Below are 14,357 nucleotides of genomic sequence, written 5' to 3'. Positions count from 1 at the left end.
TAAACGTACTTTATGAAGTCATTGAGGGAGATGAGAATAGATGTGTGGGTTCACTGGATTTATCGGAAAAACTGAAAACCCAAATGAAATATTAGAACAAATGACCGAGAAAATTGTTCACCGCGGCCCAGATTCATCTGGTCAATTTATTGAAGGTGACATTGCGCTCGGTTTTAGACGGTTAAGCATTATTGATTTAGAGCATGGCAGTCAACCGATTTATAATGAAGACCAATCTGTTGTTTTAATATTTAATGGTGAAATATACAACTTCCAAGAGTTAAGAGAAGCTTTAATACAAAATGGACATACGTTCCAAACACATACCGACAGCGAAGTTCTTGTACATGGTTATGAGGAATTTGGTGAAGCGATCGTCGAAAAGCTGCGCGGGATGTTCGCTTTCGTTATTTGGGACAAGTCTAAGAAAAAATTATTTGCCGCTCGTGATATGTTTGGGATTAAACCATTTTATTACAGTCAAATGAACGACTCATTTTTGTTTGGTTCAGAAATTAAGAGCTTTTTACCTCACCCTCACTTCAAGAAAGAACTGAACAAAGACGCTTTAAAACCATATCTAACCTTTCAGTATCCTGTATTAAACGAAACCTTTTTTAAAGGGGTTTTTAAGTTACCGGCTGCTCACTATATGGTGTATCAAGATGGTGAAATAGAGATTAATCGATACTGGACACCACAGTTTAATCCAACAGATGATTCTTTGGAGCATATTGTCAACGGCATTGATCAAACATTTAGAGAGTCCGTCCATGCCCACCAAATGAGTGATGTTAAGGTTGGGTCCTTCTTATCAAGTGGCGTAGACTCAAGCTATGTTGCCTCTGTGCTGAAGCCGAATAAAACCTTTACAGTTGGATTTAGTGATCAGAATTTTTCTGAAATCGATAATGCGAAGCTGTTATCAGACCACTTAGGTATTGAAAATGTTAATCAAGTTCTCAATCCAGATGAGTGCTTTGACAAATTAGAAGAGATCCAATATATGATGGATGAGCCACACTCCAATCCATCCATTGTTCCGTTATACTTCTTATCTGAATTAGCCAGTCGTGATGTGACGGTCGTCTTATCAGGAGAAGGTGCAGATGAATTGTTTGGGGGCTATGCAGAATATGAAACATCCCCTTTGTTAAGAAAGTATAAAAAACTACCGAGCTTCTTTCGTAAACCGCTAGGCATGATCGCGAAGCAGCTGCCTAACATTAAAGGTAAAAACTTCCTAATGAGAGGTGGATTACCAGTAGATGAGTGGTTTATTGGCCAAGCTAAGATTTTTTCCGAACAGGAGGCTTCAGGCATCTTAAGAGATGACTATCTTGATGGGCCATCTGTTAAAGACTTGGTCGGACCTCACTTCGAGAAAGCAAAGGACTATGATGATGTTACGAAAATGCAATACCTCGATCTTCAGTTATGGTTAGTCGATGACATTTTATTAAAAGCTGATAAGATGAGTATGGCGCATTCAATCGAGCTCAGAGTTCCTTTCTTAGATAAAAAAGTTATGGAAGTCGCAGCTGAAGTTCCGTCTCATTATCGCGTCAATGAAAAAGATACGAAATACGCCCTAAGATTAGCTGCGGCCAGAGCACTGCCGGAAGAATCCGCTAATCGTAAAAAAATAGGATTCCCAGTTCCAATCCGCAATTGGATTCGAGATGAACAGTATTATGAAAAAATTAAAGCTTATTTTATGGATGACGATACGAAACAATTTTTCAACCAAGAAGAAATTATGCAGTTATTGAACGACCATTACGAAGGTAAGAAGAATCACGGCAGAAAAGTATGGACCATATTTATGTTTTTAGTTTGGTATAAAACGTATTTTAAAGATATATCATATTCATATGAGAATGAACTTTATCAACTAACATAAGAGGCGTATTGTTAATGACTTCAAAGCGTAACATCGTTCAACTCATTTTATATTTCTCTTTCATCCTACTAATTGTGGTAAGTGTTGAATACATAGCGAGCGAAAAGACTGAAGCAGCTCGTCATGTCCATACGCTTAAAGAAGGGAAGCCTATTGTTATGAAGGTTCCTCTTGTTATGCAAAACCCAGAGTTACCTAATGGCTGTGAAATCACATCATTAACTGCGGTGTTAAATTATTATGGGATCGATGTATCTAAGTTAACTATGGCAGATTCTTATTTAAATCAAACTGAATTTACCTATCAGGATGGCCGTCGTTATGGACCTGATCCTCATAAGGCTTATGCGGGTAATCCTCGTCAGGAGGTCGGTGGGTGGTACGTGTTTGCTGAACCGATTGTAGAAGCAGCTCATACAATTATTGAAGAAGAAAATGAGATGCTTACAGCCATCAATAAGAGTGGTGCCACCAAAGAAGAACTACTGTCTTTTGTAAAGCAGGAGATTCCTTCTGTGATATGGGTGACACTTGATTTATCTCCACCAATGAAAAAAGGCGGATGGTACATGAACGAAACGAATGATTTTCATGAATCATATACAAATCTACATGCCGTCGTATTAACAGGCTGGGAAGATGGTCGCGTGCATGTGATGAATCCGCTTGAAGGTCAGGTCATTTACGATGAAAATGCCTTCTTTAAGAGCTACGACCAATTAGGCCGCCATGCCGTTATTGTAAAAAAGAAAGATCTTTAGTGATAAAGCGTTAAAAACGTCTATTCAGACACCATTGTCTGTAATAGACGTTTTTTAGTCAAAGCATGAACATACCGACAGCAGAGAATTTAAAAGGGTCTGGACAAAAGAGTTTAACCAAATGGAAATCAGAACAATACGACCGCTCCGGAAATTTCATTTATGAAATGGACGCACATACTCAGTTACCTGAAACGGAAGGCGGCGACTCCCACAGCCAAATCGGCGAAACTACTGAAAGTATCGGCGAGATCCGCGTCCATATCGGCGGAATTCCGGAAAGAATCGGCGAGCACCGCGGTAGCGTCCGCCTGCAATGAAAGGTAACGGCGTTATAGCTGAATTTATGTTAAAAAATCACTTAGAAGACTTAAAATCAATGCCTAAGTATACAATACGAGGAGCCTCATTTTATTTAAACAGCATTCTCCTCAACTTGTTGTAATGGCTTTATACCGATCCATATGTCTGATTGTTCAACCTGATATGCGAGCTGAAGCAATCTATGCTCTGCACCTTTTGGCGCCATGAATTGAACTCCGAGCGGCAACCCATTATCTGAGACGTAAACCGGTAAAGACATTGCAGGTTGTCCAGTTAAATTTGCCAGCTGGGTAAAAGGCGTATACGTCAAGCTTGGCAAAAACATGTCATAAATAAGCTGCTGTTGCCCAGCGCCGTCTAGCTGAGCAACCTCATTCCGCAAACGCTGCTGCTCCCCTTCCGAAAAAGTGAGTTCCCCGACCCTCGGAGCCGTGAATGCAGTTGTTGGCGTTAAATAAAAATCGTAGTCTTCATGAAGACGCGCCATTTGTGCTGCCGCTTCATCCCACGATGCCAAGCTTGCGGAAAACGCTGCTGCCGATACCGATTTTCCTGCTTCATTCAATATCCACGTCTCAATTTCCATATCATCAGCAGTCAATTTGCGTCCCAGCTTTTCTTCCATACTGGCAACGACCGTCGCAACCTCACCACTATTCATCAAAAAATAATTACGCATGAGCTGCATGCCGTCAACACCGTTGTCCTGTTCTTCAACGATATGCCCTTCTCTTTCAAGCCATTTCACCGTTTTTTCAACAGCGCGAACAGCATCATCTGACACAGGTGTGCCAACTGGTGACGCAGTCGTGTACGCAATCTTAAGCGGACGCGCAAACGACTCTGTCATATCATTCGCATACGAGCCTTCATATAAGGGCACCTGAAAAGCAGCGGCAGGCTCAACGACCTGCATCACATCCAACATCGCACCACTATCACGGACACTTCTACTTAATACAAAATCAATAGATGCCCCCTGCCATTGACGACCAGCACCTGGACCAACCGGTGTACGCCCTCTCGTAGGCTTTAACCCGAACAACCCGGTAAATGATGCCGGAATGCGAATGGATCCGCCACCATCGCTCGCACCAGCTATCGGTACAATTCCTGCAGCAACCGCAGCCGCTGCACCACCACTAGAGCCCCCTGGCGAATACTCAATGTTCCACGGATTTCGCGCTGCCCCATGCAATTTTGATTCCGTAATATTTTTCAAGGCAAACTCTGGAACATTTGTATGCCCCATTACGAGAAAGCCCGCGTTCAGCAATTTCGTTACAAAATTCGAATGACCTTCTGCAACGTAAGATGACATTAACCGAGAGCCAGATGTTAAAGGCTCACCTTGCATTGCTTGAGATATATTTTTCAACAGCATCGGTACACCTGAAAAAGGATTTTGATCCTGTTTGTTTACATTGCATGCTTCACTTAGCACACGCGCTTTTCGGTTATGTATAACCGCATTCAGCTCTGAATTGACCTTGTCTAACTGCTGAAACGCACACTGGATAATTGCTTCAGCTGACGTCTCCCCTTTGTGAATCCTTTCAGCAAGATCAGTCGCATCCAACGACCTATAAGTTGTTACATCCATATCCTCACCCCAAATTATATAATCTCCCCAACTTTATCACCTTAAATGCCGCCTGTCACTTTGAGCGCTACTCTTCTTTCTTCCAAGGTGGATCGCCGTATTCATGGAGTTTTTGGTTGATTTTATATATGGTGAACGGAATGACAAAAGCGAGAATCGTACAAAAAATGATTAACCACTCTTGAAAGGTCAATAGAATTTGCTTCCATAAACTCATTCTTTTCCTCCTCCATCACTTGCCCGATCTGATGCCCCGACACTTTGAATATGAGCCGTTGCCTTTACTTTAATATCAACTTGAGAAAACAGGTCTTCTCCTTGTTCCCAATCATCCTTTATTTGTTTCCAAATGTCAGGGTGCTTCTGCTCCAGAACACTATTCACCCCAATTAAATCTGCATTTAACTCATGCTGTAATTTGTTAATTAACGCGTTTATTTGATCCTCAAGCTTCTTTGTTAAGATCGTGCGTATTTTACTTATTTCCTTTTCATTAATTAAACTTTTGCTACCGAACATCTCAGCCATACTCCCCTCAGTCGTGACACTAACTTCAACACTGATGCTTTGGGGATCTTTTGTTTTAACTTTTATGTCTGGCTTTGAAAATTCCAATTCATATACACTAGGATGTCCATCCATTTCGAATTCAATTGTTCCGCCTTTAAAAGGTTTCGTAACTAAATTAAGCGATTTTGTCTCTTGATCATTTAGAGATCCGACCAGCTTATTTCCCTTACCACTAAATACAGCTGCACCTTCATATTGGACGAGCTTGTCAACTTTCTTCTTCAACATTGGAAGCGCATAGCTATGATGATTAAGCAAAAATCCATGTACATCTCCAACTGTGACTGGCGCTAACATCGACATCGTTTTTGAACTATTCTCACTTAACGCGTCAAGATATAGCGCAGGTATTTTTTCAATGTCCGGTTCAACGCTTAGGACGTCCTTTGCTTCCTCCTCTGCAATTATGAGTTTAATATCACGGCGCATTTCCTGCATTCGAATAAACAAATCAAGCACACCAGCAAATAAATCTTTTTCCTTAGCAATATCTTCAGAAACAACGAGCATTTTCAAATGACCATAAAAAGGCAGTCGACTTGATTCTGCACCCATTTTGCGATTGATAATCATGAGGCTCTCGCCATCTACAGTGATATTGGTAAATGGTTTTGACCCTCCACCACCTTCACCAGGCGCACTCGTCATATTTCCAGGTATAACAAATTGATTCGTGAGCGCCAGACTATACGCCCCTTCTCCCTTTCGCTCCTTTAAGTCAATCGCAGTTCCAATAATATACCCTCGATCTTCAATATCAATAACATCCCAACATCCTGTCAAAAGTGCAACAATGATACATAGACTTAAAGCTGTTCGCTTCACCTAAATCATCCCCCTAATTTTAGCAACGATCATCAAAATACTCACAACAGAAAGAGTATATATTAAAAGCGAATATCCCCAGACCATGCCAAATAACTGAACGTATTGCAATTCTTCCGGAACCATGGAAACAAAATAAATGAGGGGTGATAGGATCAGTACAATTGGAATCTTACGATTGTTTCCTAGAATAGACGTTAAGCCATAGACACCCGCATCAAGAAATAATATCGAGGACGTAAACGTCGCCATAATCCAAATGACAAAAAAGATCGATTCAAACCGCTCGAGAAATTCCCCTGGTATGCTGACATTTTTCGCCAACTCAACAGTTGGATAAATGAGATTCGACGTAATCGCATTGCCGAAAATACCAATTATGACGACATATAATAAGATGTAAACGACTATCGGAATGACCATCCCAATCGCCACCATTTTGGGCGCTTTAGCCGGGCGTTTAACGAGCACCATGTAAAACAAAATAATCCCAAACCCGATATAGGATCTTATGCTGCTCTTCATCGCTTCAAAATAGCCTTTCGTATCAGTTGTAAAAGCTGGCATCACGTTACCTAGTTCAAATTCCTTCATGCTGAATGCAAGTACGATCAACGTGATTGAAATAACAATGGGAAAGAACAGCATGCTCATTCTAAACAATGCTGCCCTTGAACCACATACAGCATAAATGACGAGTAATACATATAAAAGTCCAACGACTTCAATTGGCGTTTGATCAAATAAATATTCCTTAGCGACATCCGCTAACCCCCTTACTTGTGAAGCAATCCCCAAAACGACGAGAATAGCATATCCAATAATAATGAGGATTGAGGCCCGACGACCGATGATACGAGACGAATACTCAAGAAAGGATTGATTCGGAAATTGCGCAACGAACTTAGCAAACCCCCATGACATAAAGAGAAATAAAAGCCCCGCAACGACGAGTGGTATCCAACCATCCGCTGCTTCTGTTTCTGTCGCAATCTTTTTTGGCATCGATAAAATACCGACACCGATAACAACGGATGGCATCGCAATCATTAATTCTTTGTCTGTAATTTTCTCATCTGCATATTCAAAATGCTTCATATGCGTTAGTCCCCTTTATTAGCAGATTGATCGTCTTGTGGCTTCACATATTCTGGGCGTTTTTGCATGAGCGGAACAGGTGCGCGGAACACGAGATCTTTAAAGTCTTTCAGAAACGTCGGTGCAAACGGTGCCGTGTAAGGCACACCAACGCTTTTCAAATTGGTTAAGTGAATATTAATTACAATATATCCGAGAATGATGCCATATAAACCAAAGGCGCCGGCAGCAATCATCATTCCAAACACGAGTATTCGGAATGCAATCGACACGCTATACGTTGGAATCGCAAAAGAAGCAATTGCATTTAGAGCAACAACGATGACCATAATTGGACTGACAATGCCGGCCTGAACAGCTGCATCACCAATAACGAGTCCACCAACGATTCCAATGGTCTGTCCAATCGTGCGTGGTAAGCGCGCACCAGCTTCTCGTAATAGCTCCATCGTTCCAACCATTAATAACGCTTCAATAAAAGCTGGAAATGGAACACCTTCTCTCGTCGCAGCAATTGAAAAGGCCAAATTGGACGGTATCATTTCTTGGTGAAAGGTAACGAGTGCAATATATAAAGCAGGTAAAAACACCGCAATAAACGCAGCTGTGTAACGCAACATACGGACAAGTGTGCCAATCGTCCACCGTTCATAATAATCCTCTGGAGACTGGAGGGCATTATCTAACGTCGCCGGCATAATTAAGACGAATGGCGTGCCATCTAACAAAATAACGACTTTACCTTGCATAATGGCAGTCGCAGCTTTATCTGGCCGTTCTGTATTAATGACTTGAGGAAAAGGAGATAAAAAACTATCTTCTATCCATTGTTCAATAAAGCCAGATTCCGGGGCATCATCCATATCAATCGTTTTGAGACGACGATTAACTTCTTTTAAAATATCTGGATGAATAATGCCGTCTACATAAGCGACGACAAGATCTTTTTTCGAGCGTCTACCAATCTGATGCGTATCAAACCTTAAATTCACATCTCTAATATAACGACGTACTTGCGTTAAATTCGTCTGAAGGTTTTCCACGAAGCCATCTCGCGGCCCCCTGATAACCGTTTCAGAGACCGGTTCACCAACAGACCGTTGTTCCCATTTTTTTAAATCAATTAAAAGGGCTTGGTTCATTCCATCCAATAACAATATTGTTGTACCTGACAAAAGGGCATTCATAACGTCATCCATCGTCTTCCCTTTTTTCACATCACCAGTAGCAATAATATCTTGAAATAGCATATCGAAAACAGCCATTGTTGCGTCTGGCAGCTTGTCGTGAGCTGCGGCTGTTTGCACGGGCTTGATCACATCGTTATTAACAAGCTCTCCATTTACGAGTCCATCAATATATATAATGCCGCACGTCACATTTGCATTACGGATCTGAAATGTTCTGGCCACAAGATCCCTCGGATTTTCCATGAACTGTTTGATAGCGGTCATGTTGTCATCGAGTACATCGCTTAACTCTAATTGATTAAAAGTTTGGTTCTCGCCTTGATTTTGAGTCTGTTTCTGATTTTGTTGTTGGTTCATCTTTTTCATACGACCAATAAGCGATTTAAAGTTCATCGGCATCCCTCACAAAAACTGTATGCTCTTCTGTTTCCCATAAAAGCGATTTTCTATACAAAATGGTAAACTCTGTATAACGAAGCGCTTTTCATCCAAACTATACTAACTAATTAATTAGTAAGGAGCGCTGAATAATGGAGAGAAGTAATACGAACTTGGAGTTGAACGCCGCAGAATGGTCTCAATTATGGGCGGCCTATATGAATGCTTCAATCGGCTCAAACGTACTTAAAACCTTTCTTCAACATATCGAGGATGATGCAATTAAGCATGTGATTGTTGAAACAAGAGCATTTCTTCAAGGTAATTTAAAGCGCTTGGAAGGCTTCTTTAAGCAAGCCGACCACCCGCTGCCTCTTGCATTTACTGAAGAAGATATAAATGTGGAAGCGCCCAGGCTTTATACAGATGACTATTACTTACTGTATATGACACAAATTGGCGCCTTTGGCATGATGGCCCATACACATGCCACCATTATGTCGATGCGAGAAGATGTTCGGGAATTTTTCTCCGATCGGGCACATATATTTGACCAATTGAATGATCAAGCCGTCACACTTGCGCTGCAAAAAGGGATTTATCCTAAACCTCCTACCATTCCGGTTACGAAAGACGTTGATTTTGTGGAGAAACAAAGCTTTATGACAGGATGGTTTGGAGATAAACGACCTTTAACAGCACTTGAAATTGCCTATTTAAATGACAACCTGCAGCGAAATCAATTTGGCATTGCTACGTTAATGGGGTTTTCACAAGTGGCACAGTCAGATGATGTAAGAGATTATATCGTTAGAGGGTTGGATATTGCTAAGAAGCATGTCAACGTATTCCAATCTGTCTTAGAAGAAGAAAATATACCCGTTGCTATGGGGGCAGATGCCATGGTGACGGACGAGCATAAGGCAAGTCCCTATTCCGATAAATTAATGATGAACATTGTTACCGAGCTCATTGTCATTAGCGTCACATTTTACGGTATGGCGTTAACGACGTATACACGCAAAGATTTAGCCGCACATTATATGAGACTCGTTGGTGAGATTTTAAAATACGCCGAAGATGGGGCAACGCTTTTGATCCAAAAAGGGTGGATGGAAGAACCACCAAAAATGGTTGATCGTGATCAACTGATCAATCAAAACAAGAAAGGGGATTAAAGGGATGGTTAAGATGAAAATGTCATTCATCCCTTATTTAATCCAAACACGCTCATTTTATCAACAGACCAAAACAGAGACGCAAGCTTTTTCATCCACCTCATATTCGAATCACCTCATTGTGACCTCGGGATATGTATGAAGCACACATCGCACAACAACAATCGAGCAATTGGGATGCTACTTTGGAGTATTGCGTTACCTGGTTTTGGTCAACTATTAAACCATAAATATATAAAAGGCTTAACACTCATAACACTCGAATTAATCGTTAATGTGCTTGGCAATCTTAATCACGTCATCATTCTCAGCTTTCACGGCCACATTGAAGAAGCCATTGAACAAACGAACTATCCATGGCTCATGTTTTATCCGTGTCTGTACTTTTTTGCAATGTGGGATGCTTATAAGGATGGGGGTGGTGGACGCAGTGATTTTGCTTATTTACCTCTTGCCTGTTCAGCATATGTCGTTACGGTCGGACTTATTTACTCACCAGTCTTTTCGATTGGGGGACAATTATTTGGACCTGTATGGCTTTCAATCATTTTTGTCCCAATTGGATTGGGACTAGGGATCGTTGTTCGATGGCTCTTGCTTGAATTTCTTAGTGGCTAAACAGACAGACAAAAAGCAGGTTACGAGGAGGTATACCCGCACCTGCTTTTTCCACTGAGAAACTGATATTGATATTGCCCGGGACATAATACGGTATGCTTATTGGATAAGACGTGTAGTAACTCTAGGTTCTTTCGATAATCAAATATTAAAACGCACCTGAGCCGCCACCACCGCCTCCGACACCAGCGCCACCACCTGGTGTACCACCGCTTGATGATATCGTAGCTGCTGCCACCGTATCTGCTTTACCAAAATGCATGTTGGCAAGGCTTGCGATGAGCAAAAACGTGTACATGTCAGAGTAGCTAGTCCTCGGCCCAGCATATTGTTCAACAAACGCCTCATTTTTGTCCATAATCACTTTATCGCTAGAGCCAACCCCATAAATGAACGCCCGTTTCTGGTCATCATCATGCCAATCTTCCCATTGATCTGGCGTGATTTCACTAAACGTTTCTTTAAATGAATCCCACTGCCGTTTAATATACATCCCTTTTACCGTTCTTGGATTGTGAGCCACTGCAAACACAATGAGTACACCCATTAACAAGAGTGCGATCAACATCCAGAGCAACAAGTCATAGATGATAAACGTAACTGCTAATGGGAGAAGCAGTAAGCTCGATAAAGCGATGAACCATCTGTAACCCGTTTTATTTTGATACAGTTCCGCCTGCTTAACTTCACCTTGTATGGCTTGTCGCCAAAGCCTTAAATCGTCTCTAAACTGTTCATGATTTGTTTTGAGGTTCGTGTAGCGCTCTAAATCATTAAAGCTAAATGTCTGTCCGTTACCGACACGACCAAACAGCCAGTTGATCAACAGATGCTCATGGTCATGCGTTACCTGTCGATTAATTAGCTTAAACGTTTCATCATCAACCCGTTCGACATAGCCTTGACGAACCAAATCGAGCAACGCTGCTGACACATCTGCCATCTTCACAGTTACGCCCTTCATATATTGAATTGTCGCTGGCATGCTTATCTCAAGTTTAGGTACAAAGAAATCGGCAACAAACTGACGATCTACTTCTAAATTGACGTTGTGTTTTTGGATACGGGCACGCAATATTAGAATGATTAAGTAAAGACCAAATCCAGCTAACACATAAGGCGCCAACTGATCAAGCATGTTCTTGCGTTGTTGAAATGCTGCTTTGTCAGCTTCAATCTGTTCTTTGTCTGCCACTATATCATCACGAATTGTTCGATTTGCCGCTAACGGGGCACCAGAAAAAAGCGCTTGATCATAGGCAACTCGTACATCGCCATTTGTACCACTATTAACATAACCCATATTAAAATGGACGACGCCGCTGCTATCCGCTTCTCCCGTTTCCCAAGCCGCATCATATCCGAGAAATACGACGTCCCCTACTGGTTCAGGAGGATGAACGTACACATTCAAGTTTTCATAGTCAGACTCATTGCTTTCATCAAAAAATGGCCAGTACAATTGTGCCATGTCGGTGTACAAGTCGACACCATTTTTAATCGTATAGGTGAGCTGAACGGTAATCGTTTCATCCGTCCCGCCACGATACACTTTATACAAATTGTCTTCTTGCACAACCTTCAATTGTGATCCATTTTCAGTCGCTTGTACATCGAGAATTTGTGTGCTGTCTTTAGGGATAAGTGTTCTCGTAATTCCGTTAAATTCCCCGTCAAATTCATATGTATGCATTTCTTCAACTTTGACATCACCATTTGTTTGTAAATACGCATGAATATCTGTTTTTTCGATCGTATAATCGACCGCATGAACCTTTAATGGGAACACGAATAATCCGAGCAGTACAAACAGAACTAATGTGATTTTTTTCATCTTACGGCCTCCTTGTATAGTATATCTAGCATTGATGTAAAGCCTATTTATTCTAAGTGAATTTTTAACATACATTCCGCTATAACGCCGTTACCTTTCACCGCAGGCGGACGCTTGCAGTGGGGCTTTGCCGATTCTTTCAGGAATTTCGCCGAGTTATACGCGCGACTCGCCGATTCTCTCAGAAGTTTCGCCGAGTTATACGCGCGACTCGCCGATTCTCTCAGAAGTTTCGCCGAGTTATACGCGCGACTCGCCGATTCTCTCAGAAGTTTCGCCGAGTTATACGCGCGACTCGCCGATTCTTGCGGGAGTTTCGCCGCCTTCCGTTCCAGGTAACTCAGTATGTGCCTCTATTTGAATATACGATTATAGAGGGCGATTAGTTTCAAAGTATGTTATACACCATATGGATGGACAAGCTTTGTATGTTTGACCATGAAAAAGAACTGCTCCATTTCTGAAGCAGTTCAAACTCTTATTTATTGCTGGCCTTTTATTAAGCTGAATACTTCTGCTCGGGATGCGGGGTCATCCTTGAAGATACCTCTAACAGCCGACGTGACTGTTTTTGATCCTGGCTTTTTAACCCCTCGCATCGTCATGCACATATGTTCAGCTTCAATGACGATAATGACGCCATGTGGGTCGAGTGTTTCCATCATCGAATCAGCGATTGTGGCTGTAATGCGCTCCTGCAATTGTGGGCGTCTCGTCACTGCTTCAACTGCACGGGCCAATTTACTGAGTCCTGTTACACGACCGCCTTTTGGAATATAACCGACATGAGCGACTCCATAAAAAGGTACGAGATGATGCTCACACATTGAATAAAATGGGATATCCTTAACGAGCACAAGCTCCTCATGATCTTCACCAAAAATTGTTGCAAAATATTCTCTCGGGTCCTGATCCATACCTTGAAATACTTCTGCATACATTCTTGCAATTCGCGCTGGCGTATCTTGAAGCCCTTCACGAGTCGGATCTTCACCAATTGCCTCGAGAATCATGCGTGCAGCTTCTTCTATTTTTGCGTGGTCTACTGCCATGCCACAACCTCCCATCAATAAAACGAGTATATTAAAATGAATCTAATGTACATTATACTACAAATATCCACAGCATTCGATACATACCTGAGGGAATACACCTTTGTAAAATTCCTACACAAAATTAAACAATGGCATCCTAATAGACAAAAAAACATCCCCTCAGGCACTCAGTCCAAAGAGGATGTTTTAATGTCAGATTTATTTATGATTCGTTTTCGTATAAGCAACGACTTTATAGTCAAATACAGTTTGATTCACAGTCCCCGCTTCGTCACCAAAATATAATGACAGCAGCGTTCGTGCTTCTTCTACTGAATCAAACGCAAATACTGTGTCAATAACGGTGTAATCAAAGCCCTTTGCCGTCCAATAATCCACATTACTATTAATCTTCCGTGTGGATAAGGCGCAGAATTCATCGTGTCCGTAATTATCAACAATGATGATCTCACCGCCGGGTTTAACGACGCGTTCGACCTCCGCAAGTCCTTTGTCTACATCAGGCATACCATCAAAAAAGAACGCCCACGTCGCATACGCGCTTTCGAACGTATTCGCATGAAAAGGGACCTGTTGTGCCGTTCCTTTCGCCCAAATGAGTGGCTTGGTAGAATCAATCATCATCTCATCCGGTTCTAGCGCAACAATTGGTCTGGTTTCTTTTATCAACAACTGTGCCGTGTAGCCATTGCCAGCACCGATATCGATAATTTTTCCGTTGGGTAGCCGCTGGTCAAGGAAATCAATGACCTTTCCAGGGCGATCCATACATCTGCGTTCTATTTCAAAAAGTTCAGGGTGTGTGCCACCGTAAAATGGAATGATATCCGTTTTGTTCAATTAAATAGCCTCCTTAAAAAATTGTTACTGTTGGGAGACTGACTGACGTAATCTTACCAAAGTGATTCACCACTTTCAGATTTTTTGTACGTACAGTTTGAGTATAGCATACCGGTGTATCGTTTTCATTTTAATAGACAAAAATTTTCGATAAAGCATAGCGGCGTTCTCATAAATGGC

The 14,357-nt window shown here is 41.7% G+C and carries 13 protein-coding genes; 5 read left to right on the top strand and 8 right to left on the bottom strand.

Annotated features, from left to right (window positions below):
• Window positions 1–40: 40 nt before the first annotated feature.
• The 3 genes from asnB (at window position 41) to HPC67_RS10985 (ending at window position 2,984) form a co-directional block, all read left to right on the top strand.
• A complete protein-coding gene (gene asnB, locus HPC67_RS10995) occupies window positions 41–1,903 on the top strand; it encodes an asparagine synthase (glutamine-hydrolyzing) (RefSeq protein WP_217587836.1) in 1,863 nt (620 codons plus the stop codon).
• 14 nt (window positions 1,904–1,917) lie between these two features.
• On the top strand, window positions 1,918–2,664 hold the full coding sequence (locus tag HPC67_RS10990; RefSeq protein WP_217587832.1) for a C39 family peptidase: 747 nt from the start codon (window positions 1,918–1,920) through the stop codon (window positions 2,662–2,664).
• A 65-nt stretch (window positions 2,665–2,729) separates the two neighbouring features.
• Window positions 2,730–2,984, top strand: a complete 255-nt coding sequence (locus HPC67_RS10985) for a hypothetical protein (protein ID WP_217587830.1) — start codon at window positions 2,730–2,732, stop codon at window positions 2,982–2,984.
• Window positions 2,985–3,079: 95 nt separating this feature from the next.
• Here HPC67_RS10985 and HPC67_RS10980 read toward each other — a convergent pair whose 3' ends face one another.
• From HPC67_RS10980 to HPC67_RS10960, 5 genes are all read right to left on the bottom strand, one after another.
• Window positions 3,080–4,591, bottom strand: a complete 1,512-nt coding sequence (locus HPC67_RS10980) for an amidase (protein WP_217587829.1) — start codon at window positions 4,589–4,591, stop codon at window positions 3,080–3,082.
• 67 nt (window positions 4,592–4,658) lie between these two features.
• The gene (locus tag HPC67_RS10975) at window positions 4,659–4,808 is read right to left on the bottom strand and encodes a hypothetical protein (protein WP_217587828.1); all 150 of its coding nucleotides are present in this window, start codon (window positions 4,806–4,808) and stop codon (window positions 4,659–4,661) included.
• Window positions 4,805–5,986: a Ger(x)C family spore germination protein gene (locus HPC67_RS10970; RefSeq protein ID WP_217587826.1), complete on the bottom strand. Its 1,182-nt coding sequence runs from the start codon at window positions 5,984–5,986 to the stop codon at window positions 4,805–4,807. The genes HPC67_RS10975 and HPC67_RS10970 overlap by 4 nt, the downstream gene beginning before the upstream one ends.
• A complete protein-coding gene (locus HPC67_RS10965) occupies window positions 5,987–7,084 on the bottom strand; it encodes a GerAB/ArcD/ProY family transporter (protein WP_217587825.1) in 1,098 nt (365 codons plus the stop codon).
• Window positions 7,085–7,089: 5 nt separating this feature from the next.
• The gene (locus HPC67_RS10960) at window positions 7,090–8,667 is read right to left on the bottom strand and encodes a spore germination protein (RefSeq protein WP_246570006.1); all 1,578 of its coding nucleotides are present in this window, start codon (window positions 8,665–8,667) and stop codon (window positions 7,090–7,092) included.
• Window positions 8,668–8,804: 137 nt separating this feature from the next.
• Between HPC67_RS10960 and HPC67_RS10955 the strand changes: the two genes are divergently transcribed.
• On the top strand, window positions 8,805–9,830 hold the full coding sequence (locus HPC67_RS10955) for a DUF3231 family protein (RefSeq protein ID WP_217587824.1): 1,026 nt from the start codon (window positions 8,805–8,807) through the stop codon (window positions 9,828–9,830).
• A 138-nt stretch (window positions 9,831–9,968) separates the two neighbouring features.
• Entirely contained in the window at window positions 9,969–10,448 is a 480-nt protein-coding gene (locus tag HPC67_RS10950; protein ID WP_217587822.1) for a hypothetical protein, read from the top strand.
• Between the two features lie 148 nt (window positions 10,449–10,596).
• On the opposite strand, the gene HPC67_RS10945 is transcribed toward HPC67_RS10950, so the two are convergent.
• The 3 genes from HPC67_RS10945 to HPC67_RS10935 form a co-directional block, all read right to left on the bottom strand.
• Window positions 10,597–12,282: a DUF2207 domain-containing protein gene (locus HPC67_RS10945; RefSeq protein ID WP_217587821.1), complete on the bottom strand. Its 1,686-nt coding sequence runs from the start codon at window positions 12,280–12,282 to the stop codon at window positions 10,597–10,599.
• 482 nt (window positions 12,283–12,764) lie between these two features.
• The gene (folE, locus tag HPC67_RS10940; RefSeq protein WP_217587818.1) at window positions 12,765–13,334 is read right to left on the bottom strand and encodes a GTP cyclohydrolase I FolE; all 570 of its coding nucleotides are present in this window, start codon (window positions 13,332–13,334) and stop codon (window positions 12,765–12,767) included.
• A 201-nt stretch (window positions 13,335–13,535) separates the two neighbouring features.
• A complete protein-coding gene (locus tag HPC67_RS10935; protein ID WP_217587817.1) occupies window positions 13,536–14,177 on the bottom strand; it encodes a class I SAM-dependent methyltransferase in 642 nt (213 codons plus the stop codon).
• Window positions 14,178–14,357: the final 180 nt, after the last annotated feature.

It is taken from the genome of Lentibacillus saliphilus (assembly GCF_019093865.1).
GTDB classification, from domain to species: domain Bacteria; phylum Bacillota; class Bacilli; order Bacillales; family Amphibacillaceae; genus Lentibacillus_B; species Lentibacillus_B saliphilus.
This window is presented reverse-complemented; position numbering and strand designations above follow the sequence as displayed.